Here is a 24,816-nt window from a genome sequence, read left to right on the forward strand (position 1 = left end):
TTTCAAGGGCTCACCAAGACCCCTCGGCCAACGGTTCGCAAAGGAGACGTCATCATGAAAAAGGCACTGCACACCCGCAACACCGCATTCGGCTTGTCGATCCTGGCGCTGTCGCTGTTCGGCGCTTTTGGCACCACACAAGCGCAAACCACTGAACCTGCGGCCGTCAGCTATTCCGCGCCCTCGCCTTTCGGCCCGCTCAAACATGTGAAGGCTGGCGTGCTCGACGTCGCCTACGCCGAAACCGGCCCGGCGAATGGCCCGGTGGTTATCCTGCTGCACGGCTGGCCGTACGACATTCACAGCTACGACGAAGTCGCGCCGTTGCTCGCGGCCAAGGGTTATCGGGTGTTGATGCCGTATGCGCGCGGTTATGGCGATACGCAGTTCCTTTCCAAAGACACCCTGCGTAACGGTCAACCGGCGGCGCTGGCCAGTGACGTCATCGACTTCATGGATGCGTTGAAGATCAAGCAAGCGGTACTCGGCGGTTATGACTGGGGCGCGCGTTCGGCGGACATCGTTTCGGCGTTGTGGCCGGAACGTGTGAAAGCACTGGTCTCGGTCAGCGGTTATCTGATCGGCAATCAGGCCGCCGGGCAAAACCCGCTGCCGCCAAAGGCTGAGTTGCAGTGGTGGTACCAGTTCTACTTTGCGACGGACCGTGGCCGTGCCGGGTATGAGAAGAACACGCATGATTTCGCCAAGCTGATCTGGCAAACCGCTTCGCCGCAGTGGAAGTTTGATGACGCCACGTTCGATCGCAGCGCCAAGGCGCTGGAGAACCCCGATCATGTCGACATCACCGTGTTCAACTACCGCTGGCGGCTGGGCCTGGTGCAGGGCGAAGCGAAATACGCCGCACTGGAACAGAAGCTCGCTACCGCGCCGTCGATCAGCGTGCCGACCATCACCCTTGAAGGCGATGCCAACGGTGCACCGCACCCGGCGCCAGAGGATTACGCCAAACGTTTTACCGGCAAGTATCAGTTCCGTTTGATCAATGGCGGGATTGGCCACAACTTGCCGCAGGAAGATCCGCAGGCGTTTGCCAAAGCGGTGATTGATGCGGATCACCTGTAGAAACAAAAAGGCAGTCAGCCGCTCAGGCTGACTGCTTGATTATTTGAGGGTGGAGGGATGGTCACGTTTTGCAGATGCTTTGCCTGAACGGACGCCATCGCGAGCAGGCGAACGCCTACAGGGGGAACGCATTTCAAATGTAGGAGTGAGCCTGCTCGCGATCACGCCCGACCAGACACCCTCAACCCCGACTAACGTGCGCGATCACTCGGTTGGCACGACCAGATCCAACGCCTTGTTCACTGCCAATTCCCCCAACATGACCACTTGCGCAATGCCCAGAAGCGTATGGCGGTTTGATCCCTCCAGCACGCCGGCAAAATTACCGAGCATGACCGACGCGGACGCCAACGACCCGCAAGCATTGGTCAGCAACGACTCGGTGTCTGCTTGCGGGTTGGCCATGAACAGAGCGTTTGGCGTATAGGGTTCGGCCATGATCGCGGCAGGCAACAGGTAATGGTCGAGTGCACGCTCTGCCGCTTCGTGCAGCTTTCTTGAATTGGGCGAGGCGTACGGCGATACCAGATCTGTGACCGGTGGTTCGGGTGGCTGAGACATCAGCTGAAACTCCAGACAAGAACCGTTGGCGGCTCTTTAATAGAAGGCCTGAAGCGCCCCGATTGCGGACGCTTCTGTGCAATGAGGGAGCGAGCCCCCTCACCCATCTGCATCGTGACTAGTGCGGCAATCGCTGGTTATCCAGGACTCGTCCGACTACCAACTCACTGAGCATGATCACCTGTTGCAGGATCAGCATCTTTTTGCGCTGTGAAGGATCAATCGAATCGGCGAGTTCACGGGCCATGTCAGTGGCGGAGGACAATGTTTCAGTGGCTTCGACGAGCAGGGTTTCGTTATCTACTGTGGGGTCGATGAGGTAGATCTTGCCGGTCTTGCGGGTGGGTACTGAGGTCTTCAGCGCCGAGGGATTGAGGTAGAAGTTGATCGCGCGGTCGGTGGCCTCTTTGATGTTTTGAGGCTCGAGTGCGGCGTCGTAGGGGATTGGATCGGTTTCTGGCGGGTTTGGCGTAATTTTGAACATAGATGAATTGCTACCTTGAAGGAATGAGGAGCCGACACTCTCGCTACCAAACGAAGGGTGGCGGCCATACGTGGGTTGGTAGACCGGTCAAGACAGCGAACCCGGCGCTCACGAATGAGCCCCACGCATGGTCACCATATAAAGCTGAGCCCAAATAAATGGCTGAATAAGGTGACGCAATACGGCTATCAAGAAACGGGCTACCAAACCCGATCACTGTTTTGCAGTGACAGGGAAACGATACAGCCCGCCTCAAGGCGCGTAAGCCGGCGGATTCTGGCGTACGCGTAGGCAACGGCGCAAGGTGTTGTAGCCGTTATGGCGTAACAGTGCGTGTAAGTTAAACTTGCGTGGGTGATGGCGTTTAAAAGCCCCTCACCCTAGCCCTCTCCCCGAGGGAGAGGGGACTGACCGTGGTGTTTGGAAGAGGTACGCCGACGTGGGATACCGAGGTGATCTCAGGTTGGGAAACGGCTGTTGCTATTTGACCAGTCGTTTTTCTTTGGAAGGTCTGTAGCCGAATATGAGCTGTAGCATTTGCTGAAATGGCTTGGCTGGCCCGATTTCCGGTACCGCAGCAGTTTTCAGTGCTCGGGTTCTATCAGAGAGGACTCACAGCGCTCATATGACAAGCCCATGCCTGAGTTGCCGGTTCCTAAAATATGTTTCTTAATTCGCTTTGAGCACGAACTCGAATCCGATACCCACGCCCTTCAGTGTCTCGGCAACGCGATCAATGAACAACTCGCCTTGCTCGGGTAACTCGTACTTGCCTTGAATACGAATGACAGGTGATTTTCCGAGTGCACCGGGTATCTCAGTGTAGATTTCACCGCTTTCGATGAAAGCGATGTAGTTGTTGATTTTCTCTTGAAGCACCAACAGGTGCTCGCCTTGTTCGGCCTTGCAACCCCATTCCAGGTGGTCAGTGATACCCAAGATGATCTTGTTGTAGTCCCATTTGGGGATACCCCATATGTCGATGGTTTTGGCGTCTGTTACGGACATAGCGGATCCTTGGCTCCTTGATAGCAGGGTTGTTCAATCCTTCTCGGGAAACAGAGCTTGAGCTCTGTTGCCGCTATCCGAACTCACAATTAGTGGCGAACTGCAAAGTCGTCCTTGAGTACAAACTCCATTCCAATGCCCACGCCTTTGAGTACCTCGGTCACTCGGTCGATAAAGGTTTCACCTTGCTCGGGCAGTTCATAGAGGCCGTTGATGCGAATCTTTGGATTCTTGCCTTCGGCTGGCGGATAGCTTTCCAGCAGTTCGCCGCTCTCGATGAAGGCGATGTAGGTATTGATTTTCTCTTGAAGCAACAACAGGTGTTCACCCTGTTGCGCTTTGTCGCCCCATTCCAGGTGATCGGTGATGACGAGCACGACGTTATCTGGTTCCCACTCGGGTACTGCGATGATGTCGACGACTTTGGTTTCGGTGATGGACATGTCTGCTCCCTCAGAGGGTCGGGTCAGGTCGAATGATGTCGACTCTGGTGGGTGGAATTCTGGTGCCTCCGGTGAAGCCGGGCTTACCTTTGCCGACGACGGTTGCGCCGGTCTTTTCTATTTCTGGAAAGCCGACTTTCTGGTTGCGGGTCAGCGGCGCTGTTTCTGACGATTTGCATTCGACGCATGAGAGGTTGCCATCGGCGTCGCGGCCCATCATATCAATGCGTGTGCGTACACCGCTGTCGGTTTTGACTGTGACCTCTCGGGCGGCCTCAGGTTTGATCTTGCTGAATTCGTCAAAGGAGGCCTCTTCAAACGCTTTGCCCTTTTGTTTGTTCTTCTCTAGTTGCGTGCTGAGCACGATGTAGATGGGCTCAAGGCCTGCATCGTCGGGGAACCAGATGATCGCATCCTGAAACTCGGGAGGATGTGCTGGATTAGCCAAAAGCGTGTCCGACTTTTCTGTCGGCGGATATACCCATACGGGAGGTAATTGCGGCACGCCTTCAAGTGCTGGAATACCCAGCACACCATCTGGGTTTGCTGCTGGCGTCCAGGTAAGGCCAATGCCATTACCTACGTCGGCCACGTATTTCTCGCCGTCCTTTTCCGCTTTGATGACAGGGACATTTTCCCAGTCCTTTTTGCCGCCCGTGTAAAAGCCGTAAGCACTGACGGAACCGTCCGGCAAAGTCTTTACGTTGACGCGGACGCGCGTGCGGCCCGTTTCGAGCGTGGCGTACTGGTCGATTTTGTAGAAGGCACTGTCGGGTGCAAGGTTGGTATTAGGCATTAATAGCGCAACGGTGCCGACGGCGGCACCTGTTGCCAATGCACCAGCACTTTCGAGCAAGCCCAGCGCGAGGGACCCACCCAGTCTCTGAGCGATGGCACTGCCGGTTGTGGAGCCGCTGACCAGTTGAAGCGCTGTGCCGTGGGCGGTAATTGCTGCACCTGTGGCAAGAACAGCCCACAAACCGTAATCCGCCAGTTTCTCTACAGGGACGAATCCAGCTTGGTTTGTGTGGTTGATTTCGCCGTCGGGAAGGTTACAGCTTTTGGCAAAGACGCAGCCCAAGGGTTCTGGTTTAACGATCGGTGCCGCTGGAAGGTCTTTGTATTGCGCCCAGTGTTGGGCGTTGACGTCGACGGGTTCGACGCCGGTGTTGCGATAACCCTTGGGAGGGTTGGGGACGTAGCCACTCAATCCTTGATTCCTTGTCCTGATCCTTTGAACGAGGCGCAGGGTGACAGGTGGTGTTTGGGGTGGCAATCAGTGGCACTTTGACGCCACTTTCAATGGCTCGGCATGACTTATCTGCAAACTGGAGGGACTCCCGCCTGCAACAACTGGGGCATATGGCGCGGTTCGGTGATGGAGATCGTCTTTTAAAAGCCCCTCACCCTAGCCCTCTCCCAGAGGGAGAGGGAACTGACCGAGGGGTTTGGGGGGAGGTACGCCGACGTGGGATACCGAGGTGAACTTAGGTGGGTGACGGCTTGGGTTATTTGACCAGGCGTTTTTCTTTGGAAGGTCTGTAGCCGAAATATGAGCTGTAGCATTTGCTGAAATGACTTGGGGAAACGAAGCCGCACGCGACCAGCACTTCCACTTGTGACAGCTCCGTGTGTTGCAACAACCGCCGTGCTTCAGTGATGCGCAGTTCCAGGTAATAGCGTTGCGGCGTGGTGCCGAGTTGCTCTTTGAACAAGCGCTCCAACTGCCGACGTGAGCGTCCGGCGTACACCGCCAGTTGCTCCAGCTCCAGCGGTTCCTCCAGATTGGCATCCATCAGTTTCACCACTTCACGCAGCGGCGCACTGACGCAGATGTTTTCATCCGGTTTGATCCGGCGGTAGCGCGATTCCTCGAAGGCGAGGATGTCTTCGATGCCTTCGACCAACGCTTTGCCGTGCAGGCTTTTGATCCAGTCGAGTGCCATGTGAAAAGCGCCGGACGGACTCGAAGCCGTCAGCCGATCGCGATCAATCACGTAAGGCTCACTGCTGACGTGGGTGGTTTTAGCGATTTCGGTCAGCGCGGGGCGATGTTCCGGGTGGATCGCGCAGCGATAGCCGTCGAGCAATCCGGCGCGGCCGAGAAACCATGAACCGTTCCACAACCCGGCGAGCGAGATGCCGCGCTCCGCTGCCGATCTGAGCAAGCCGATGAACTCATCACTCGCGCGCAGTTCAGTGCGATACCCGCCACACACCACCAGCAGATCCAGTTGCGCCAGCGCGGCAGAATCCAGACGTGCGTCAGGGCGGATGACCAGCCCCAGATCACTGACGACTTCGCCGTCACCCAAACCAAACGTGCGCGAGGAAAACAACCCCGGACGCAACAGATTGGTAGTGACAACGGTGTCCAGCGCTTGGGTAAACGCCGGTAGCGAAAAATGTTCGAGCAGCAGAAAACCGGTGCGGGTCATGCGCGGGTCTTCCGCGCTTTGCTCATTCAGATAGCGGAGGTTTTTCCCCTTCATGCCTCCGCTGAATTGGCGTCGTTCGATCAAGTTATGGTCCATCGGTCATGTTGTTATGCGCCGATAGTTGGCTTGATCCGCCAAAGAGTCAATCACGCTGGTGAATGGCGAACAGTTTCACTGGGTGGTTGTCCGCCAATCCATCTCTGACTCAAACGGCCGAGAAAACCCCGGCACCTAGTCGTCCCTCAAGCCGACCACAGAGCACGTAGTGCTGATAGGCGCTGGAGAAGCCTCCCTGGGCGACCGCGATCCTGACATCGTCATTCAATCGAAGGTATTGGGCTTCATCAAAGTTTTCTGCGCTGACTTCGCCGGCACGCCCCAGTTGCTCGCTTTCCACCGGCAGACCCTGGCTGGCACGCTGCTCGAAATCGATGATGCGATTCACCGCGTGCCGCTCCAGCACTCCCTGATTGGGATGCATCGAGTAGATATGCAGGCCTTTATTGGCGCAGCGGTCGCACATGTCGACACAGTTTTTCTGCGTCGATTTGCGTCGTGTCAGTTCTGCAAGCGGCATGTCGAGATACTTGCCGACCTGATACTCGGTCTGATTGAAGATCGTGCAGCACAGCACCGTGTTGCCATTGCAGTCGATGACCAGCCAGTCATCCTTGAGCGTGCACGCCATCTTGGGAAAGTTCTGGATGACGTTGACGAGATCGTCGTACGGCGGCAGTGCGAGGCGTTTCAGGGTGTCGATGTCCGTAGCCGTGACAGACGGGTCACGCTCGACAATGGCCAGTGTCTTCTCCAGCGGCATCATCACGGAGTACCCGGTGGTGAACATGAAGCCAAGACGCTCACTGAACTCGCGCATCAGTGATTCTTCTTCGATGTTATCCAGGTAGCGGTGATAGTAAACATCAACGCGGGTCCTCAGACCCAGGCGCTGCTTGATCTCCTGCAGGGCGATCATGTTTTGTTTTACAACTTCGATATCGCCGCCGACATGGCCCTTTTCGTAGGTCTCCTGGTAAAAACCGGAGAGCGAAATACGGAAGTAACTCGGCTCGGCCATCAAGGCCTTTTCCATATTCTTGGCGAGGTTCAGGTTGGTGCTGATGCCGCTGCCCATGCCGGCAGCATTGATGACCTCGATAAACTCGCCAATTTTTGGATGAATCAGCGGCTCGGTCCAGTTATAGAGGTAGATCGTGTTGACGCCCTCTGTCTTGGCCTTATCGACAATCTGCTTGAACATCTCGAGCTGCATGGCTTTTTTGAAATTGAGATTTTCCGAGTTGCCCATTGGGCAGGACGGGCAGCTCAGATTGCACGCACCGACGATATCGATGTACATATTCATGCGGGTGAAGCTCCTAGAATTGAAAGCCATGCATCTCATCACTACGGGCTTTCAAGTCGCCTGATTGTGTTGGTATTTTGACGGCACTGGCACAGCAGCTAGCAATAACTGCACCACAATGCTGCTACGCCATCAATTCAACGACCCAATCGATGAACACGCGCAATTTCAGGCTGACATGCCGGTTCGGCGGATACGCGATGTAGAGCGGCATCGGCGCGAGTTTCCAGTCTTCGAACAGCGGCACCAGTTCGCCGCGCGCCTCGTGGGCGGCAGACATGTATTTGGGCAGCCACAGCACGCCCATGCCCGCCAGACCTGCCGCGAGATAAGCGTTGCCGTCATCGACTGCCAACACGTGACGCCCCTTGATCTGCAGGTTTTCGCTGGTGTTGTGCAAGGCGTACGGTACTGGTCTTCCGGTGCGTGCCCAGAGAAAAGCGACGACCCGATGATGGCTGTCTTCCAGGTCCCGTGGGTGCGCAGGCGTACCGGCGCGGGCCAGATATTGCGGTGCGGCAAACACCCCCAACTGCAGATCGGCAACCTTGCGCGCCATCAGCGACAGGTCCATGAGTTCGCCCCCGCGCACCACGCAGTCGACGTTCTCATCAATGATGTCGACGATGCGGTCGCTGACGCCCATGTCGATCTGGATGTCCGGATAACGCGCGTGAAACTCAGGCAGGGCCGGCACCAGAATCAACCGTGCGAACGGACTCGGCACATCCACGCGCAGCCGGCCCGAAGGCAATGCCGCCGCACCCGGCAAGCTGCTTTCGGCATCCTCCAGATCGGCGAGCAACTTGATCACCCGCTGGTAATACGCCGCGCCATCGGCGGTGACGTTGACCTTGCGCGTGGTGCGATTGAGCAATTTCACCCGCAACCGTGCCTCCAGTTGCTGAACCAGTTGAGTCACGGTGGTCTTGCTCATGTGCAAGGTTTCCGCCGCTTTGGTGAAACTCCCCGCCTCGACCACCCGGGCAAAGGCCTGCATTGCGTCAAAACGGTCCAAGGTGTGCCCTCGATTGTTTGGATTTCACAAACAGTGAACGCCAAGCTTGCGCGTTTATCGGTCGACTGCAAATACCTACAGTGGGCCCATCAACTCACCGATGGAGACACCCCCGATGACCCAGCGCGATGTAGTTTTCCCGCCCGCACGCCGCACGCTTTACGAACGCCACCGTTACTCGCCAGCCATTCGCTCCAACGGTTTTCTGTTTGTCTCGGGACAGGTCGGCAGCACCGAGGACGGCACGCCCGAACCGGACTTGGAGAATCAGGTGCGCCAAGCCTTCAACAACCTGAATGCGATTCTCACCGAGGCCGGATGCAGCTTTGACGATGTGGTCGATGTCACCGTGTTCATCGTCGACCCGCCGTCAAAATTCGAGACGATCTGGAATATCGTGCTGACAGAGTTCTGGGGCGAAGCGCCGCATCCGACGGTGACGGCGGTGGGCGTGACCTGGCTGTATGGGTTTGATTTTGAGATCAAGGTGATTGCGAAGCTGCCTGGATCCTGACATGCATAAAACCTGAGCTGCGGCACGCTGCGATCTGTTGATGTTGATCTTTAAAATCAAAATCAACAGATCGCAGCGTGCCGCAGCTCCTACAAGGGACAGGGCGTAAAACATCGTGAAGCTCCAATGCTGGCCTTTGCCGCCTCGAATGCGTATAACCTCGCCGTTTCGTCTACCCTGAGTTTGCGCCTCACGTCGCCACTTCAGCCCTTTTGACGCTTACGAAACGGAGAATTCCATGCTCAAACGAACCCTGGCACTGACCGCCGGCCTGGCCCTGTCCTTTTCTACGTTGATGGTGCAAGCCGCCGACGTTTTGCGGGTCAGCGCGATTCCCGATGAAGCGCCGACCGAGTTGCTGCGCAAGTTCGAGCCGCTGGGTGCTTATCTGGAGCAGCAACTGGGCATGAAGGTGCAGTTCGTGCCGGTAGCCGATTACCCGGCAGTGGTTGAAGCCTTGGCGACCGATCGCCTCGACATGGCCTGGCTCGGCGGTTTTACCTTTGTGCAGGCGCGTTTGAAAACTGACGCAACGACGCCAGTCATTCCGCTGGTTCAGCGCGAGCAGGACGCGCAGTTCACCAGCAAATTCATCACTGCCGACCCGAACGTGAAGAGCCTCGCCGACCTGAAGGGCAAGACCTTCGCTTTCGGTTCGGTGTCATCGACTTCCGGCAGCCTGATGCCGCGTTACTTCATGCTGAAAAACGACAACATCAAGCCTGAGGGCTATTTCAGCCGTGTCGCCTACTCCGGCGCCCACGACGCCACCGTGGCATGGGTGCAGGCTGGCAAGGTTGACGCCGGCGTACTGAACGCCAGCGTCTGGCAGAAACTGGTCGATGCCGGCAAGGTCGACACCAACAAGGTCAAGGTCTTCGCCACCACCCCGACCTACTTCGATTACAACTGGACCGTGCGCGGCACTCTCGACCCGGCTCTGGCAGCGAAAATCAAGAAAGCTTTCCTCGATCTGGACCCGGCCAACCCTGAGCAGAAAAAGATTCTGGATCTGCAAGCGGCCAGCCGTTTTATCGACACCAAGCCCGAGAACTACAAAGGCATCGAGGAAGCCGCCCGCGCCGCCGAACTGCTGAAATGACCCTACGCCTCAAACAAGGCAGCCTGCGCCACGCCAATGGAGTCGACGCCCTGCGCGGTGTCGACTTGCAGATTGGCGTCGGCGAACAGGTCGCCATCATTGGCCCGTCCGGGGCCGGTAAGTCGAGTTTGCTCAACCTGCTGGCCACCGCCCTGCGGCCCAGCAGCGGCGAGATTGAAGTGCTCGGCGAACGCGCCTGGCACTTGTCCGCCCGCCAGCGCCAACGCCTGCGTGCGCGAATCGGTCTGGTGCATCAGGCACCGCCGTTGCCGCCGCGTCAGCGCGTGATCACAGCGGTGCTGGCCGGCAAGCTCGGCCAATGGAGTCTGGGTAAAAGTCTTCTGAACCTGTTGCATCCACTGGATGTGGCGGGTGCGCGCGCGGCGTTGGCGCGGCTGGATCTGGGTGACAAGTTGTTCGCCCATTGTCAGCAATTGTCTGGCGGTCAGCTGCAACGTGTTGGCATCGCTCGCGTGTTGTATCAGGCGCCGGAAGTTCTCTTGGCTGACGAACCGGTGTCGGCGATGGACCCGGTGATGGCCGGGCACACCTTGTCGATCCTCTCGCGGCATGCCCGCGCACATAACGTCACGCTGGTGGCGAGCCTGCATGCGGTGGACCTGGCGCTGTCGCACTTCCCGCGAATCATCGGTCTGCGCGACGGGCAGATTCTGTTCGACAGCGCCTCCGATCAAGTCAGCCCCGAGATGCTCGACGCGCTGTACGCCAACGAAAAACTGCAATCGCCGACCGCTGCGGTGGCGCCTCTGACTGTGCAGATTCCACGATGCTGAAAGGCGATTCACGCGATCCCGCCGCATGGCCACGTCTGCTGCTGACGTTGCTGGCGATTGCTTTGCTGTGGCCGGGCATTCAGCTCAGCGAGCTGAATCTGGGCGTATTGCTCCCCGACAGCCAGAATGAAATGGGCCGTTTTGTCGCGCAATTCTGGCCACCGGCGCACGACGAAGCGTTTCTGCAGTTACTGCTCAAAGCCACCCTGCAAACTCTGGCCATCGCCACCGCCGGCATGGCTTTGGCGCTGGTGTTGGCGATACCGGCGGGCCTGGTTGCCAGTCGTGCGCTGTCGCTGTCCGCCGCCTCGCGCGGTGGCGTGCCAAGCCGACTGGGGCGTCTGTTGCGCTGGCCGGTGCGCGGACTGTTGATTTTCCTGCGCAGCGTGCCGGAAATCGTCTGGGCACTGCTGTTTGTGCGCGCTGTAGGGTTGGGGCCGGCGGCCGGTGTGCTGGCCATCGCCATTACCTACAGCGGCATGCTCGGCAAGGTCTATGCGGAGATTTTTGAATCGACCGATCAGCGTCCGGCGCACGCACTGTTGCAGGCTGGCAGCGGCCGTCTGGCGGCGTTTGCTTATGGCACGTTGCCCAACGTCGGGTCAGAACTGCTCTCGTACACGGTCTATCGCTGGGAATGTGCGATTCGCGCTTCAGTGGTGATGGGGTTTGTCGGTGCGGGGGGCCTGGGTCAGCAGATCGACCTGTCGATCCGCATGTTCGCCGGCGGTGAGGTCGCCAGTATCCTGCTGTGCTTCCTGATTCTGGTCTTGGCCGCCGACCAACTCAGCCGCTTGCTGCGCTGGAGGCTGACATGAATCGCTTGATCAACTTGCTGCTGATCGCCGGCATCGCGCTGGCGGTCATCGCTTCCTTCGTTTATCTGGGGCTTGATCTTGGCGAACTGGGCAGCGCCACCAGTCTGAAGCAGATGGGCGCTTACGTGCAGCGTTTCCTCAGTCCGGACTTGAGCGCGGATTACCTCAAGGCAATCTTCCACGGTTCACTGGAAACGTTGGCGATGTCGGCCCTCGGCACGCTACTCGCGGCGGTGTTCGGCATCGTCCTGGCGCTGCCCGCCGCCGGGCGTTTCGGCTGGCCGCTGCAAAGTGCCTCGCGGCTGCTGCTCAACGCCTTGCGGGCGATTCCGGAACTGGTCTGGGCGGCGCTGATGGTGCTTGCCGCTGGCCTCGGCCCGAACGCCGGCACCCTCGCCCTCGCCCTGCACACCACCGGCGTGCTTGGTCGGTTGTTTGCCGAAGCTCTGGAAAATACGCCGCCGCAACCGGCCGAAGCCATTCGTTTGCAGGGCGGCAATCCGCTCCTTGCCTTCTGTTACGGCACGCTGCCGAACCTTGCGCCGCAACTGCTCGCCTACATTCTGTATCGCTGGGAAAACAACATCCGCATGGCCAGCGTGCTGGGTTTTGTCGGCGCCGGCGGGCTTGGGCAGATGCTCTATGTGAGCCTCAGCCTGTTTCAGGAAGCGCAGGCGAGTACGGTGATTCTGGCAATGCTGGTGCTGGTGTTTGTGGTCGACTGGCTGAGTGCGTGGAGTCGTCAGCGCTGGGTCAAGGCCTGATGCACGGGCCGGCGGGTGGATATCTGGCAAAAGCTGATTATGCTTCAGGAAACCTTGCAGCGATGCGAGGCGGTCAGACTGTGCAAGTTTCACGCGAGAGCAGTTGCGGCATACGCCACAAGGCCAGAGTGCGACAAGCGGTAACGGGGGACTCCGGCCTACGACAATAAGCACGACGGAGAACACCCATGCCCACAATCGACACAGCATCCACCGGCAGTCCACCGCGCAGCGGCGGCATCACCAAGGAGGAGCGCAAGGTCATCTTCGCCTCGTCCTTGGGCACGGTTTTCGAGTGGTACGACTTTTACCTCTACGGCTCACTGGCGGCGATCATTGCCAAGCACTTCTTCGCCGGTGTCAACGAAACCACCGCGTTCATCTTTGCCTTGCTGGCGTTTGCAGCGGGGTTCGCGGTGCGGCCGTTCGGGGCGATCGTGTTCGGCCGGCTCGGCGACATGATCGGGCGCAAGCACACCTTCCTCATCACCATTGTCATCATGGGCATCTCGACAGCCATTGTCGGTATATTGCCTGGCTACGCGACCATAGGTGTCGCCGCCCCCGTCATCCTGATCACCCTGCGTCTATTGCAAGGCCTGGCGCTCGGTGGCGAGTATGGCGGGGCTGCGACCTACGTGGCCGAACACGCGCCGCGCAACAAACGCGGGTTCTTCACCTCGTGGATTCAAACCACTGCGACGCTTGGCCTGTTCCTTTCGTTGCTGGTGATCCTCGCCTGCCGCACCGCACTGGGCACGGAAGCCTTCGAAGCGTGGGGCTGGCGGATTCCGTTCCTGCTGTCGATCCTGCTGCTGATCGTCTCGGTGTACATTCGCCTGCAACTGAGCGAATCACCGGTGTTCCAGAAGATGAAGGCCGAAGGCAAGGCGTCGAAAGCGCCACTGACCGAGTCCTTCGCGCGCTGGGACAACCTCAAAGTGGTGATCATGTCGCTGCTTGGCGGCACGGCCGGGCAAGCGGTGGTCTGGTACACCGGGCAGTTCTATGCGCTGTTTTTCCTGCTGCAAACGCTGAAGATCGATCCGCAGACCGCCAATCTGCTGATCGCCGGTTCACTGCTGATCGGCACGCCGTTCTTCGTGATTTTCGGCAGCCTCTCTGATCGTATCGGGCGCAAGCCGATCATCATGGTCGGCTGCATTCTGGCGGCGCTGACCTACTTCCCGATCTTTCATGCGCTGACCCAATACGGTAACCCCGACGTGTTCATCGCCCAGGAGAAGAACCCGGTCAAAGTGATCGCCAACCCCGACCAGTGCTCGTTCCAGTTCGACCCGGTGGGCAAGGCCAAATTCACCAGTTCCTGCGACCTGGCGAAGACCTTGCTGGCAAAACGGGCGATTCCCTATGAGAACGTGATTGCGGAGCCGGGCACCATCGCGCAAGTGCGCATAGGTGACAAAGTCGTCGAGAGTTTTGAAGGCAGCGCCCTGCCAGCCGCCGACTTCAAGACGCGCAATGATGCGTTCACCGCGACCCTCGGCACAGCACTCAAGGAGGCCGGTTATCCGGAGAAAGCCGACCCGGCGAAAACCAACTACCCGATGGTCCTGCTCCTGCTCACCGTGCTGGTCATCTACGTAACCATGGTCTACGGCCCGATCGCGGCGTGGCTGGTCGAGCTGTTCCCGACCCGCATCCGCTACACCTCGATGTCGCTGCCGTATCACATCGGCAACGGCTGGTTCGGTGGTTTCCTGCCGACGGTGGCGTTCGCCATGGTCGCCGCCACGGGGGATATCTATTACGGGCTGTGGTACCCGATCGTGATCGCGGTGATGACGGCGGTACTCGGCACGTTCTTCCTGCCGGAAACCAAGCATCGCGACATTCTCAAGGACTGAAAACCGTCAGCGCGCCCTCTCCATCGCGGGAGGGCGCCATTCGGCATAACCTGGCAAAAATATCGAACGCCTGCCGCACTGCCTGCCTCCAATGTTTACACCACTGGAGGTCAGCAAAATGAACAGCGACGATAAAACCCCGAACGCACCGCCAACCGACACGTCCGGCAAACCGGTGAACGTAGTCGAGCGCGATCTTGAAGACAGGGACGATGACACCAAAGCCGTGGATGAAGTCATCACGCCCTCGTCCACAAGAGTTAAGGAACAGGACGCCGAGACGCTACAGCGCAAGATCGATGAGATTGAACGCAAAGTGGCCGATGGTAATTAGTGTTTTTCAGGCGATCGCAACAGTCTGCTGGCTCCACCCCCTCACCCCAGCCCTCTCCCCCAAGGGGGCGAGGGGGAAAGGGAGCCGATTTGTGCGCTTTTCAAATCTTGCGTTCAACTCGGTCTTTCAAGTCGGCGTAACTTGCACAAACACCTCGGTCTGTCCCCTCTCCCCCTGGGAGAGGGCTAGGGTGAGGGTTTTTTCGCCAGGTTGAGTTTCACGGCCGCCTGAATCTGCGCCAGCGTCAAGGCGTTGCCCAGCGCTGCGCCGCTGGCGGTGTTGTCGAAAATACACCAGGTCGCCGCACCTGCCGTGGCCGCTGATTGCAAGGCTTGTGCGAGATTTTGCAGGTAAGGTGAATCGTAGGCGCTGTGGTAAATGCGCGGTGAGCCGTGCAGGCGCCAGTAACGGGTTCCCGCCCAGCCACTGGGCGCTGCATCACCTCTGATGCGCGAGGGATCGACGGCCGCTAGGGCGATCTGACAAGTCTTCAACATTGGCTCAGCGCTGACCCACGATTCATGCCGTGGCTCGAGCACCACGGGGCCGGAGAACCGCTCGCGCAATGTTGTGAAGCAGGCTTCGGAGATCGCTTCGTCAAACGCCAGTGATGGCGGCAATTGCACCAATAGGCAGCCCAGCCGATCGCCCAACCCGCCGCACTCAGCCAGAAATGTGTCCAACGCTGACTCGCAGTTCGCCAGACGCATTTCATGGGTGATGTGTTTGGGCATTTTCACCGAAAAGCGAAAGTCCTCCGGTACGCCATCGGCCCAGCGCTCATAGGTTTGCCGACGATGCGGGCGGTAGAACGAACTGTTGATTTCCACGGCGTTGAGGCGCCCGGCATAGCGCTGCAAATGCGTGCCTTCCACGGGAAATGCCGGCCAATGCTCGCGCCCCAGACTCCAGCCTGCGCAGCCAATGAAAATCAAAAACACACCTCCTCACCTGTACGCGCTGATCGTTCCCACGCAGAGCGTGGGAACGATCAAATCAAGCCTGCGCTAACCGGTTATTTTTTGCCGGGCAACACGGCGCCAAGCACCTGCTTCGCGGTTTGCACGATCACCCCGGCCTCATCCGGGTCGCCCTTGAGCAGCGTCGTAGCGAACTTCTTCGCCTGCTCAAGCTTGATGTGCGGTGGCAATGGCGGCACGTTCGGGTCGGTCTTGAACTCGATCAGCACCGGCACTTCCGAGGCCAGTGCCTTTTCCCAGGCCGCGGCGACGTCTTCTTCGCGATCGACAAAAATGCCTTTCAGGCCAATGGAAATGGCAAACAAGTGGTAAGGCACATCGGGAATGCTTTGCGAAGCTTCGAACTTCGGATCACCCTCCATCACCCGCTGCTCCCACGTGACCTGATTGAGGTCCTCGTTGTTGAACACCGCGCAGATCCATTTCGGGCTCGCCCACTGTCGCCAGTATTTGGCGACAGTAATCAGCTCGGCCATGTTGTTCATCTGCATCGCACCGTCGCCTACCAGGGCAATGACCGCGCGCTCGGGGTGAGCGAATTTGGCGGCAATCGCGTAAGGCACCGCGGCGCCCATGGACGCAAGTCCGCCGGACAATGAGCACTGCATGCCACGGCGGATTTTCAGGTCACGGGCAAACCAGTTGGCGCACGAGCCGGAGTCGCTGGTGATGATTGCCTGATCGGGCAGGCGCGGCGACAACTCATACACCACCCTTTGCGGGTTGACCGGATCGGCTTTGGCCATCGCGCGTTTTTCCAGGGTTTTCTCCCAGCTACCGCGCCAGCCTTCGATTTTCTTGCGCCACTTGCTGGAAGTTTTCTGTTCGAGCAGTGGCAACAACGCCGCGAGGGTTTCCGCCGAGTCGCCGACCAGATTGACCTCCATCGGGTAGCGCAGGCTGAGCATGTCGGGTTGCAAATCGATCTGCACACCGCGCGCCTGACCTTCCTTGGGCAGGAACTCCGAGTACGGAAAACCCGAACCGATCATCAGCAAAGTGTCGCATTCGCTCATCAGTTTGTAGCTCGGCTCGGTGCCGAGCAGGCCGATGCTGCCGGTGACCCAAGGCAGATCATCCGGCAACACGGCTTTGCCCAACAGAGCCTTGGCGACGCCGGCGCCGAGTTTTTCGGCGATGGCGATAACTTGCTCGGTTGCCTGCAAAGCACCCGCTCCAACTAGAATCGCGACCTTCTCTCCCGCATTCAAAACATCGGCGGCGCGCTGCAGATCGGCGTCATACGGCACTACTTTCGGTTTCGTGTAACCCACCCCGGAATGCGCGGTGCCATGGGCACGCGCTGGTGCTTGGTATTTCAGGTCCTGCAAATCGTTGGGCAGAATCAGCGCGGTCACCCGGCGTTCACCCACGGCCGTGCGCACTGCGCGATCGAGCAAATGCCGCACCTGCGAAGGCGCCGACGCCTGCTGCACAAAGGCCCCGGCGACGTCCTTGAACATCGACACCAGATCAAGCTCTTGCTGGTAGTGACTGCCCAGCGCCGTTCGCGCTTGCTGACCAACGATGGCCAGCACCGGCATGTGGTCCAAGCGCGCGTCGTAGAGGCCGGTGATCAGATGCGAGGCGCCGGGTCCGGAGGTGGCGATGCACACGCCCAACTCGCCGGTGAACTTGGCATGTGCGGAGGCCATGAACGCGGCCATTTCTTCATGCCGCGCCTGAACGAATTCGATCTTTCCCTTGGCCCGGCTGAGCGCGCCGAACACGCCGTTGATGCCATCCCCCGGATAGCCAAAAATCCGCGTAACGCCCCATTCGCTGAGCCGCTCAACCAGAAAATCTCCCACTGTCATCGTCATCTCGATCCTCGCCGTTCTCCGGTGCATGGAGCTGTCCCGGCAGAACATCCGCCGGGAGGTGTAAGGGTCTGGACAGTTGGGTTGTTGGCGAAGTTTCGATGGATTTCCCTGCGCGATCCTTGTTTGCGCACCAAACCGCCAGAGCGGCACAATGCGCGCATCGAAAATCGCAAGGACAAAGACATGGATTTCCCTGCAGCATGGCGCAGCCAATTTGCCGGTGCGGCCATCGAACAGCAGACCATTGGCGAATCGCGCGCTGATGTATGGCGGATTACGCCTGCCGGGGCGGCGCCGCAGTTCGTCAAAACCGAACTGGTGATGACCTGGGGCGAGTTGCCCGGTGAAGTGCAGCGGTTACGCTGGATGGCGACTCAGGATCTACCCGCACCGCGTGTGCTCGACACCACCACGCAAACGCAACACAACTGGCTGTTGATGACTGCCGTGGCCGGTCGCGATCTGGCCAGCAGCGAGCACCTCTCGCCCCAGCAGATCGTCACGCTCGCAGCAGAGGCATTGCGCGCACTGCACACAGTCGCGATCGAAAGCTGCCCGTTCGATCACAGCCTGGAAGCAAAAATCAGACTGGCCCGCGAACACCTGCTCGCCGGGCTGATCGACGAAGAAGACTTCGACGACTCGCGCCTCGGGCAATCCGCCGAGGAAGTGTTCCAGCAGTTGCTCGCCACACGTCCGTCGCAGGAAGACTTGGTGGTGACTCATGGCGATGCGTGCCTGCCCAATCTGCTTGCTGCCAATGGCCGCTTCAGCGGGTTTGTAGACTGCGGACGGCTGGGTGTCGCTGACCGGTATCAGGATTTGGCCTTGGCAGCGCACAGCATCACGGACAACCTCGGCGCCCAGTGGCTGCCGTTGTTTTTCGAGGTGTATGGCGTGGAGCCGGATCTACAGCGGATCGCCTTTTATCAGCTGCTCGACGAGTTTTTCTGAGGCACCCCACAAGACCTGCCTATCGGTGGTGAGGCCATTCGCGAGCAGGCTCGCTCCCACAGGGGATCGCGGTTTAAATGTGGGAGCGAGCCTGCTCGCGAAGGCGCCAGAACAGTCACCGCTGAGGCGGGCCTTTCAACAATGCGGATGCACCGTCCACGCCACCAGTTTGATCACGATCGGCCGCACGACGAGGATGCACATAAACGCTGCGGGCATCGCCAGCTTGTAGGCATGCAAGGCATTGCTCAGGTAATCGTTATCAATGCCGGAGTTGGCAGCGGTGATCACCAGCGACATCAGAAACGCCATGATCGTCGCCATGTACAGTGCAAACACATACGGCGTGGCACGCGGCGACAGCTTGCGGCGGCTGATGATCAAAGCTTCGGCGTTGGTTCTTTGATTCATATGGCTTTTCCATCCAGTGACAGGGAGACCGCACGTTAGCAAGGCTGCCCCCGCGCAACTAGACGCTCAACTGCAGGTACTTTATAAAGCAGATCTTACGAATCAACCCTCAGCGGGCCATGGATGAATCTGTTAGCGGCGATTGCCAGTTTTATCAAAGTGGTGGAATCAGGCTCGATTGTCGGCGCCGCCAAGACCCTGGGCGTCAGTGCGGCGGCGGTGAGCCAGACGCTCAATCGGCTCGAAGTGCACCTCGGCGTGCGGTTGTTGCAACGCACCACGCGCAGCATGGCACTCACCGAAAACGGCGCGGTGTATTACGAGAAAGTCCGCCGGATTGCAGCGGATCTGGAGTCCGCGCAAAGCTCGATCAGCAGCGATGAAACCGAGTTGCAGGGCCGACTGAGCATTGCCTCGACATCTGCGTTCGGCCGTCATGTATTGGCATCGCTGATCGCTGGTTTCACCGAACTGCACCCGCGCCTGCTCATCGAACTGTCGACCACCAATGGCAAGATCAACCACATTCAGGACGGCATCGACCTAAGCCTGCGCATCAAGCCGCAACTGGAGGACGGCATCGTCGCGCGCAAGATCGTTTCGCTACCCTTCATCATGTGCGCCGCGCCGGCTTATCTTCAGCGCGCCGGGTGGCCGCAATCGCCGGATGATTTGCAAAACCATGCCTGCCTGGCCTTTCGTTATCCCTTGGACGGGCGCTTTCTGCGCTGGAGTTTTATCCGCGACGGCGAGCGTTTCGACGCCAATATCAATGCCACCGCCATCAGTGATGACATCGATGCCCTGGCGCAAATGGCGGTTCACGGCGCCGGGGTCACGCGACTGGCGGAGTTTGTTGCGGCGCCTTATCTGGCGAGCGGGCAATTGGTGCCGCTGTTTGAACACAGCGTTGTCGAGCCGATGGACATCTACGCCTGCGTACAAGAACGGGCGGCGATGACGCCGAAGGTCAGAGCCTTTCTGGATTATTTGACAGCGCATCTGGCCACGCGCTGGCCGATGGAAAATGTTTAACACGAAGCGTTCAAAGAGGCTCGCTGAAGCGCGCGAATTCGGGCAAAGTCCATCTCGCCCAAACGCCCCATCACGGAAGATAACAACAATGAAAAAATCTCTCGGCGCTCTGCTACTGGTCTGCTTGAGCAGCCACGTATTCGCTGACGCCCAACCCGTTGGTTTCCAGTACGCCACGCTGGCCGATCCGCGCAACGAACGCCCGCTGAAAATGGTCGTCTGGTACCCGAGCTCGACCACCGCTGCGACGCCACAATTGTTCGGCGACAACCCGGTCTTCGTCGGCGCCCCTGCCGTGCTCGACGCTCCGGCCGCCAGCGGCGCGCATCCATTGGTGGTGCTTTCCCACGGCAATGGCGGTAGCTGGATCAACCAGACCTGGCTGGCCAGTGCACTGGCCCATCAAGGTTATATCGTCGCGGCAGTCAACCACCCCGGCACCACCAGCCGTGATCGTAGCGCGCAGGCAGCGGCGCAGTTGTGGCAACGCCCGGTCGACCTGAGCCGCGCCATCGATGCCGTGACGGCCCAGCCGGAAAAGTTCGGCGCGGTGGCGAAGGATCGAATTGCTGTTGTGGGCCATTCTCTCGGCGGCTGGACGGTGCTCGAAACCGGCGGCGCGCGCTTCGACCCCGAACGTTTTGCCAAAGACTGCAAGGTCCACACGCAACTGGCCAGTTGCACCGCCTACCAACAAATGAATACTGCAAGCACCGCGCAAGCCAAAGCTCAATTGGCCGCCGACTGGCGTGACAAACGCGTCACCGCCGTGGTGTCTCTGGACCTGGGGCTATCGCGCGGAATGACCGATGCAAGCCTGGCGGCCTACCCCGTGCCGATCCTGGTAATTGCTGCCGGTGTACCGTCGAAAGAGCTGCCTGCGGAACTGGAATCCGTCGATCTCGCCAAACGCCTGCCAAAAAACTCATCGCGTTATGTCGAGATCAGCGATGCCAGTCACTTCAGTTTCATGGCGAACTGCAAACCTGGCGCCGTGGCCATGCTCGACAAAGACGTACCGGGCGACAGCATCATCTGCACCGATGGCGAGGGTGGCCGTCCACGCCCGGTGATTCAGCAGCAGGTGATTTCCCTGATCACCGGATTTCTGGCGCAGTCACCTGAAAGTTTGAAACAAGCCATCACCTACAAGGATCCGCAATAACAATGCTCACGCCCTCCCCTCAGACCTTCCGGGGCAGTTGCCTGTGCGGAGCGGTGAAGTACCAGATCCGTTCAAGGCCCAAGGCGCTTTCGCATTGCCATTGCAGCCAATGCCGCAAAAGCCACGGCGCGGCGTTTGCCAGCTATGGCAGCGTGCAGCGCCAGAACCTGGAATTGCTGGAGGGTGCCGACCAGCTGAAGTCGTATCAATCGTCTGAATCGGTACAACGCCAGTTCTGCACGCACTGCGGCTCGTCGCTGTTCTGGGCAAGCAATCAAGGGGAGTTCAGCGGCTGGATCTCGGTTGCGCTGGGCACGCTGGACACAACGTTCACCACAGAAAAACAGCAACACGTCGAAGTGACATCTAAGGCGCCGTGGTTTGAAATCAAGGATCAATGGCCGCAGCGCTGAGATTGATCGTGTGCCAACCGGTAATGAACGCCCAACGGAGGGATTGTAAAAAACACCTTCGACTCATTGGGCTGTGGAATACAAAGCGGGTTCTGTGGTGTCCTGTCTATTCTCAGCAGGTATTTTTCCACTCGCCAACGATGAGGCCCCTTAGATGAGCAAAACGCCGTACGTTCCGCCCCAAGTCTGGCAACACGAAGCCCCGTCCGGTGGCCAGTTCGCCAGTATCAATCGGCCGATTGCCGGCCCCACCCATGACAAGCCCCTGCCAGTCGGCAAGCATCCATTGCAGCTCTACTCGCTGGCCACGCCCAACGGCGTCAAAGTGACGATTCTGCTGGAAGAGCTGCTGGCGCTGGGGCACAGCGCTGCCGAGTACGATGCCTGGCTGATCCGCATTGGCGAGGGCGATCAGTTTTCCAGCGGTTTTGTCGAGATCAATCCGAATTCGAAAATCCCCGCACTGCTGGACCGTAGCGTTGAGCCTCCGATTCGTGTGTTCGAATCGGGCTCGATCCTGCTGTATCTGGCCGAGAAGTTCGGTGCATTTCTGCCGAAAGACCACGCTGGCCGCACTGAAACGCTGAACTGGTTGTTCTGGCAAATGGGCGCCGCGCCGTATCTCGGCGGCGGTTTCGGACATTTCTATGCCTATGCGCCGGAGAAAATGGAGTATCCGATCAACCGCTTCACCATGGAAGCCAAGCGCCAACTGGATGTGCTTGATCGACGCCTGGCCGAAAGCGCTTATCTGGCCGGCGACAGCTACACCATCGCCGACATCGCGGTCTGGCCGTGGTACGGGCAACTGGTGCGCAACAATGTTTATTCGGCGGCCGAGTTTCTTGCGGCGCATGAATACACCCATGTGCAGCGCTGGGCAGAGGAGATTTCCAAGCGGCCGGCGGTCATTCGTGGGCAGCGCGTCAATCGCACATGGGGCGATGAAGCGACTCAAGTGCCGGAGCGGCACCAAGCCGAAGATCTGAACTGACACCCCTTGATTACCCTCGTCAGCGAGCCGATCACACGTTTCTGTGATCGGCCCGCTGTGCCTCGATTCGCCCCGCTCTCCTCCCCCAAAAAACCAGAACCCTGCGCTAACCCGCGACGCAGAGCGCCCGGCCAATTGTGAAAAATTCGTTAACTAACTGAACCGTACGACTTTCTTCGCCCGGAATGATCTGACACACTAATGCGAATAATTCCTACACGCACTCGCACCGGATTCGTTTTCGTATCATTTGGGGAAGCAGATTGATGTCGTTTCGCACCATTCACCGCCGCTCAAACCGTTCACCTAACCTGTTGGCGCTCGCCATCTGCATGGCCAGCATCGCGCCGGCATTGGCCGACGAGACAACGCCCGCCACGCCTGAAAAAACCGCGCCGACCACGCTGGAACTGGATGCGACGGAAATCGGCGCCACACAGATGAGCAGTACCACCGAAGACACCCAGTCCTATACCACTGGTCCGATGCGGACGGCGACCAAGCTGTCGCTGACCATGCGCGAAACGCCTCAGGCAGTGACGGTGATCACCCGTCAGCGCATGGACGACCAGAACATGACCAGCATCAACGATGTGGTGAAAGGCACACCGGGACTGTTTCTCAGCCAGACCAGCGGCCCGGGGCGGCAGACTTACAAGGCGCGCGGCTTCGACATCGACAACATCATGTACGACGGCCTGCCCAGCGCGTACTCGCCTTACTCCATGGCAGTGCAACCAAATCTGGCGATGTTCGACCGTGTCGAAATCGTCCGCGGTGCAACCGGGCTGGTCACCGGTGCCGGCAACCCGTCGGCAGCGATCAACATGGTGCGCAAACGTCCGACCGCCGATCAGCGCGTGACGCTCACCGGCGCGGCCGGCAGTTGGGACGACTACCGTGGCGAAATCGACGCCTCCAGCCCGCTGAACGACAGCGGCACCTTACGCGGTCGAGTGGTCAGTTCCTATCAAGGCGCCGACAGCTTTCGCGACAAGGAAGAGAACGATCATGGCTTGTTCTACGCCATCGGTGAAGCCGACTTGAGCGACAGCACCACCGCGACCCTCGGTTTCTCCCGGCAGAATGAACAGACCAACTATTTCTGGGGCGGTCTGCCGCTGGGCACCAATGGCCACCACCTCGATCTGCCCCGCTCCACCTACCCGGGCACCGATTGGGAAAACCGCAAGCTGCAAATCGACACCGTGTTCGGTGAAGTGGAGCATCGTTTCGACAACGACTGGAAACTTCACGTCGCCGGCTCCTCGTCGACCCTTGACGGCGAGTTCTCCGGAACTTACCTGTCGCGTTACGCCGGCCCGCTGGAAACCACCGCCTATCAATCCCATCACACCGACAAGCAGCGTGCGTTCGACGGCTTCGCCAGTGGCCCGTTCGAGGCGTTCGGACGTACCCACGAACTGGTCGTTGGCGCGAGCAACCGTGTGTATGACGCGACCACCAAAGAGTACGACCCGTACACCACCGCCTGGCCGATCGGCGCGCCAAAGCCCGACTTCGTCCGTGATGGCAAAACCCGCAGCGTCACCACCCAGGACGCCGTGTACCTGACCACCCGGCTGAGCCTGGCCGATCCGCTGACGCTGATTCTCGGTGGCCGGCTCGATTGGTACGACTACGATGACCGCACTGCCGATGGCGACTACAAAGTCACGCGCAACCTCACCCGCTATGCCGGCCTGATCTACAAACTCGACGACCACCACTCGGTGTACGCCAGCTACACCGACATCTTCACACCGCAAACCCAAAAGGATCTCGGCGGCAAGGTGCTCGAGCCGATCGTCGGTGAAAACTACGAAGTGGGCATCAAGGGCGAGTACTTCAACGGCGCCCTCAACGCCAGCCTGGCGGTGTTCCAGATGGACCAGACCGGCCGCGCTACACAGGCCGACACTCAGTTCGGCTGCCCGGTCCTGACCTGCTACAACTCATCGGGCAAAGTGCGCAGCCAAGGCGTCGACATGGAACTGCAAGGCGCTCTGACCGAGAACTGGCAGGTCGGTGCCGGCTACACCTACACCCGTGCGCACTACATCAAGGACGAGAACCCGGCGAACAACAATCAGCGTTTCGATACCGACACGCCAGAGCATCTGTTCAAAGTCTCCACCGTGTACCGCTTCCAGGGTCCGCTGCAACACCTGCGCGTAGGTGGCAACGTCTACTGGCAGAGCCGCATGTACAACGATGTCGCCCTGGCCAATAACGGCAGCTACCGCCTCGAACAGGGTGGCTACGCGGTCACCGACTTGATGGCTGGGTACGAGGTCAACAAACATCTGGATCTGCAGGTTAACGCGAACAATATCTTTGACCGCGTCTACTACTCCGCGATTGGCTCCAATGTCACGTGGGGTTCCAACGACAACTACGGCAACCCGCGCAGCTACATGCTGACGGCCAAGTACAAGTTCTGAGT

25 protein-coding genes are annotated in these 24,816 nt (G+C 59.1%); 14 read left to right on the plus strand and 11 right to left on the minus strand.

Annotated elements, in window-relative coordinates; translation table 11 throughout:
* Window positions 1–54 precede the first annotated feature (54 nt).
* Complete coding sequence (locus ACI514_RS12065; RefSeq protein ID WP_405123893.1) at window positions 55–1,083, plus strand: alpha/beta fold hydrolase; 1,029 nt, start codon at window positions 55–57, stop codon at window positions 1,081–1,083.
* A 204-nt stretch (window positions 1,084–1,287) separates the two neighbouring features.
* Here ACI514_RS12065 and ACI514_RS12070 read toward each other — a convergent pair whose 3' ends face one another.
* The 8 genes from ACI514_RS12070 to ACI514_RS12105 all read right to left on the minus strand — a co-directional run bounded on the left by ACI514_RS12070 (window position 1,288) and on the right by ACI514_RS12105 (window position 8,401).
* Window positions 1,288–1,644, minus strand: a complete 357-nt coding sequence (locus ACI514_RS12070; protein ID WP_038368693.1) for a DUF6124 family protein — start codon at window positions 1,642–1,644, stop codon at window positions 1,288–1,290.
* Window positions 1,645–1,762: 118 nt separating this feature from the next.
* Window positions 1,763–2,128, minus strand: a complete 366-nt coding sequence (locus ACI514_RS12075) for a DUF6124 family protein (RefSeq protein WP_034155865.1) — start codon at window positions 2,126–2,128, stop codon at window positions 1,763–1,765.
* Between the two features lie 669 nt (window positions 2,129–2,797).
* A complete protein-coding gene (locus tag ACI514_RS12080) occupies window positions 2,798–3,136 on the minus strand; it encodes a DUF6572 domain-containing protein (RefSeq protein ID WP_405123895.1) in 339 nt (112 codons plus the stop codon).
* A gap of 89 nt (window positions 3,137–3,225) precedes the next feature.
* The gene (locus ACI514_RS12085) at window positions 3,226–3,579 is read right to left on the minus strand and encodes a DUF6572 domain-containing protein (protein WP_405123896.1); all 354 of its coding nucleotides are present in this window, start codon (window positions 3,577–3,579) and stop codon (window positions 3,226–3,228) included.
* 10 nt (window positions 3,580–3,589) lie between these two features.
* Entirely contained in the window at window positions 3,590–4,789 is a 1,200-nt protein-coding gene (locus ACI514_RS12090) for an S-type pyocin domain-containing protein (RefSeq protein WP_405123897.1), read from the minus strand.
* 298 nt (window positions 4,790–5,087) lie between these two features.
* Window positions 5,088–6,113 carry a GlxA family transcriptional regulator gene (locus tag ACI514_RS12095; protein WP_405123898.1) on the minus strand — a complete coding sequence of 342 codons (1,026 nt, stop codon included), beginning with the start codon at window positions 6,111–6,113 and terminating at the stop codon, window positions 5,088–5,090.
* Window positions 6,114–6,222: 109 nt separating this feature from the next.
* Window positions 6,223–7,383 (minus strand): radical SAM/SPASM domain-containing protein, encoded by a 1,161-nt coding sequence (locus tag ACI514_RS12100; RefSeq protein ID WP_141129207.1) that lies wholly within the window; start codon window positions 7,381–7,383, stop codon window positions 6,223–6,225.
* A gap of 124 nt (window positions 7,384–7,507) precedes the next feature.
* On the minus strand, window positions 7,508–8,401 hold the full coding sequence (locus ACI514_RS12105; protein ID WP_160057649.1) for a LysR family transcriptional regulator: 894 nt from the start codon (window positions 8,399–8,401) through the stop codon (window positions 7,508–7,510).
* A gap of 115 nt (window positions 8,402–8,516) precedes the next feature.
* On the opposite strand from ACI514_RS12105, the gene ACI514_RS12110 reads away from it, so the two are divergent.
* From ACI514_RS12110 to ACI514_RS12140, 7 genes are all read left to right on the plus strand, one after another.
* Entirely contained in the window at window positions 8,517–8,915 is a 399-nt protein-coding gene (locus tag ACI514_RS12110; protein WP_405123899.1) for a RidA family protein, read from the plus strand.
* Between the two features lie 238 nt (window positions 8,916–9,153).
* The gene (locus ACI514_RS12115) at window positions 9,154–10,017 is read left to right on the plus strand and encodes a putative selenate ABC transporter substrate-binding protein (protein WP_160057647.1); all 864 of its coding nucleotides are present in this window, start codon (window positions 9,154–9,156) and stop codon (window positions 10,015–10,017) included.
* Window positions 10,014–10,811, plus strand: a complete 798-nt coding sequence (locus ACI514_RS12120) for a phosphonate ABC transporter ATP-binding protein (RefSeq protein ID WP_405123900.1) — start codon at window positions 10,014–10,016, stop codon at window positions 10,809–10,811. Before ACI514_RS12115 ends, ACI514_RS12120 begins: the two co-directional genes overlap by 4 nt.
* Window positions 10,805–11,629 (plus strand): PhnE/PtxC family ABC transporter permease, encoded by an 825-nt coding sequence (locus tag ACI514_RS12125; protein WP_405123901.1) that lies wholly within the window; start codon window positions 10,805–10,807, stop codon window positions 11,627–11,629. Before ACI514_RS12120 ends, ACI514_RS12125 begins: the two co-directional genes overlap by 7 nt.
* Window positions 11,626–12,393 (plus strand): phosphonate ABC transporter, permease protein PhnE, encoded by a 768-nt coding sequence (phnE, locus tag ACI514_RS12130; protein WP_405123902.1) that lies wholly within the window; start codon window positions 11,626–11,628, stop codon window positions 12,391–12,393. Before ACI514_RS12125 ends, phnE begins: the two co-directional genes overlap by 4 nt.
* Before the next feature lie 188 nt (window positions 12,394–12,581).
* On the plus strand, window positions 12,582–14,261 hold the full coding sequence (locus tag ACI514_RS12135; RefSeq protein ID WP_405123903.1) for an MFS transporter: 1,680 nt from the start codon (window positions 12,582–12,584) through the stop codon (window positions 14,259–14,261).
* A 118-nt stretch (window positions 14,262–14,379) separates the two neighbouring features.
* Complete coding sequence (locus tag ACI514_RS12140; protein ID WP_160057643.1) at window positions 14,380–14,595, plus strand: hypothetical protein; 216 nt, start codon at window positions 14,380–14,382, stop codon at window positions 14,593–14,595.
* 185 nt (window positions 14,596–14,780) lie between these two features.
* Here the strand turns inward: ACI514_RS12140 and ACI514_RS12145 are convergent, their stop codons facing one another.
* The gene (locus ACI514_RS12145; protein WP_160060084.1) at window positions 14,781–15,530 is read right to left on the minus strand and encodes a DUF72 domain-containing protein; all 750 of its coding nucleotides are present in this window, start codon (window positions 15,528–15,530) and stop codon (window positions 14,781–14,783) included.
* Window positions 15,531–15,610: 80 nt separating this feature from the next.
* The gene (locus ACI514_RS12150; RefSeq protein ID WP_405123904.1) at window positions 15,611–17,398 is read right to left on the minus strand and encodes a thiamine pyrophosphate-requiring protein; all 1,788 of its coding nucleotides are present in this window, start codon (window positions 17,396–17,398) and stop codon (window positions 15,611–15,613) included.
* Window positions 17,399–17,581: 183 nt separating this feature from the next.
* Here ACI514_RS12150 and ACI514_RS12155 point away from each other — a divergent pair, with 183 nt between their 5' ends.
* Complete coding sequence (locus ACI514_RS12155) at window positions 17,582–18,352, plus strand: APH(3')-II family aminoglycoside O-phosphotransferase (RefSeq protein WP_160057641.1); 771 nt, start codon at window positions 17,582–17,584, stop codon at window positions 18,350–18,352.
* Between the two features lie 135 nt (window positions 18,353–18,487).
* Here ACI514_RS12155 and ACI514_RS12160 read toward each other — a convergent pair whose 3' ends face one another.
* Window positions 18,488–18,763: a DUF2798 domain-containing protein gene (locus tag ACI514_RS12160; RefSeq protein WP_077572627.1), complete on the minus strand. Its 276-nt coding sequence runs from the start codon at window positions 18,761–18,763 to the stop codon at window positions 18,488–18,490.
* A 123-nt stretch (window positions 18,764–18,886) separates the two neighbouring features.
* On the opposite strand from ACI514_RS12160, the gene ACI514_RS12165 reads away from it, so the two are divergent.
* The 5 genes from ACI514_RS12165 to ACI514_RS12185 all read left to right on the plus strand — a co-directional run bounded on the left by ACI514_RS12165 (window position 18,887) and on the right by ACI514_RS12185 (window position 24,814).
* Window positions 18,887–19,798: a LysR family transcriptional regulator gene (locus tag ACI514_RS12165; RefSeq protein ID WP_160057640.1), complete on the plus strand. Its 912-nt coding sequence runs from the start codon at window positions 18,887–18,889 to the stop codon at window positions 19,796–19,798.
* 88 nt (window positions 19,799–19,886) lie between these two features.
* Entirely contained in the window at window positions 19,887–20,963 is a 1,077-nt protein-coding gene (locus ACI514_RS12170; protein WP_160057639.1) for an alpha/beta fold hydrolase, read from the plus strand.
* Window positions 20,964–20,965: 2 nt separating this feature from the next.
* The gene (locus tag ACI514_RS12175) at window positions 20,966–21,376 is read left to right on the plus strand and encodes a GFA family protein (protein ID WP_160057638.1); all 411 of its coding nucleotides are present in this window, start codon (window positions 20,966–20,968) and stop codon (window positions 21,374–21,376) included.
* A gap of 154 nt (window positions 21,377–21,530) precedes the next feature.
* Complete coding sequence (gene yghU / locus ACI514_RS12180; RefSeq protein ID WP_405123905.1) at window positions 21,531–22,370, plus strand: glutathione-dependent disulfide-bond oxidoreductase; 840 nt, start codon at window positions 21,531–21,533, stop codon at window positions 22,368–22,370.
* Between the two features lie 266 nt (window positions 22,371–22,636).
* Window positions 22,637–24,814, plus strand: coding sequence for a TonB-dependent siderophore receptor (locus tag ACI514_RS12185; protein WP_160057636.1), 2,178 nt, complete (start codon window positions 22,637–22,639; stop codon window positions 24,812–24,814).
* Window positions 24,815–24,816 lie beyond the last annotated feature (2 nt).

The sequence above is a fragment of the Pseudomonas sp. M20 genome, from assembly GCF_045037865.1.
Taxonomy (GTDB): domain Bacteria; phylum Pseudomonadota; class Gammaproteobacteria; order Pseudomonadales; family Pseudomonadaceae; genus Aquipseudomonas.

Bases quoted from the DNA above. Each gene is read 5' to 3' on its own strand.
- ACI514_RS12115 (WP_160057647.1), top strand. From the start codon at position 9,154: ATGCTCAAACGAACCCTGGCACTGACCGCCGGCCTGGCCCTGTCCTTT.
- ACI514_RS12150 (WP_405123904.1), bottom strand. From the start codon at position 17,398: ATGACGATGACAGTGGGAGATTTTCTGGTTGAGCGGCTCAGCGAATGG.
- ACI514_RS12120 (WP_405123900.1), top strand. From the start codon at position 10,014: ATGACCCTACGCCTCAAACAAGGCAGCCTGCGCCACGCCAATGGAGTC.
- ACI514_RS12170 (WP_160057639.1), top strand. From the start codon at position 19,887: ATGAAAAAATCTCTCGGCGCTCTGCTACTGGTCTGCTTGAGCAGCCAC.
- ACI514_RS12070 (WP_038368693.1), bottom strand. From the start codon at position 1,644: ATGTCTCAGCCACCCGAACCACCGGTCACAGATCTGGTATCGCCGTAC.
- ACI514_RS12100 (WP_141129207.1), bottom strand. From the start codon at position 7,383: ATGAATATGTACATCGATATCGTCGGTGCGTGCAATCTGAGCTGCCCG.
- ACI514_RS12110 (WP_405123899.1), top strand. From the start codon at position 8,517: ATGACCCAGCGCGATGTAGTTTTCCCGCCCGCACGCCGCACGCTTTAC.
- ACI514_RS12155 (WP_160057641.1), top strand. From the start codon at position 17,582: ATGGATTTCCCTGCAGCATGGCGCAGCCAATTTGCCGGTGCGGCCATC.
- ACI514_RS12080 (WP_405123895.1), bottom strand. From the start codon at position 3,136: ATGTCCGTAACAGACGCCAAAACCATCGACATATGGGGTATCCCCAAA.
- ACI514_RS12160 (WP_077572627.1), bottom strand. From the start codon at position 18,763: ATGAATCAAAGAACCAACGCCGAAGCTTTGATCATCAGCCGCCGCAAG.
- ACI514_RS12135 (WP_405123903.1), top strand. From the start codon at position 12,582: ATGCCCACAATCGACACAGCATCCACCGGCAGTCCACCGCGCAGCGGC.
- ACI514_RS12065 (WP_405123893.1), top strand. From the start codon at position 55: ATGAAAAAGGCACTGCACACCCGCAACACCGCATTCGGCTTGTCGATC.
- ACI514_RS12165 (WP_160057640.1), top strand. From the start codon at position 18,887: ATGAATCTGTTAGCGGCGATTGCCAGTTTTATCAAAGTGGTGGAATCA.
- phnE (WP_405123902.1), top strand. From the start codon at position 11,626: ATGAATCGCTTGATCAACTTGCTGCTGATCGCCGGCATCGCGCTGGCG.
- ACI514_RS12125 (WP_405123901.1), top strand. From the start codon at position 10,805: ATGCTGAAAGGCGATTCACGCGATCCCGCCGCATGGCCACGTCTGCTG.
- ACI514_RS12085 (WP_405123896.1), bottom strand. From the start codon at position 3,579: ATGTCCATCACCGAAACCAAAGTCGTCGACATCATCGCAGTACCCGAG.
- yghU (WP_405123905.1), top strand. From the start codon at position 21,531: ATGAGCAAAACGCCGTACGTTCCGCCCCAAGTCTGGCAACACGAAGCC.
- ACI514_RS12075 (WP_034155865.1), bottom strand. From the start codon at position 2,128: ATGTTCAAAATTACGCCAAACCCGCCAGAAACCGATCCAATCCCCTAC.
- ACI514_RS12185 (WP_160057636.1), top strand. From the start codon at position 22,637: ATGTCGTTTCGCACCATTCACCGCCGCTCAAACCGTTCACCTAACCTG.
- ACI514_RS12140 (WP_160057643.1), top strand. From the start codon at position 14,380: ATGAACAGCGACGATAAAACCCCGAACGCACCGCCAACCGACACGTCC.
- ACI514_RS12095 (WP_405123898.1), bottom strand. From the start codon at position 6,113: ATGGACCATAACTTGATCGAACGACGCCAATTCAGCGGAGGCATGAAG.
- ACI514_RS12175 (WP_160057638.1), top strand. From the start codon at position 20,966: ATGCTCACGCCCTCCCCTCAGACCTTCCGGGGCAGTTGCCTGTGCGGA.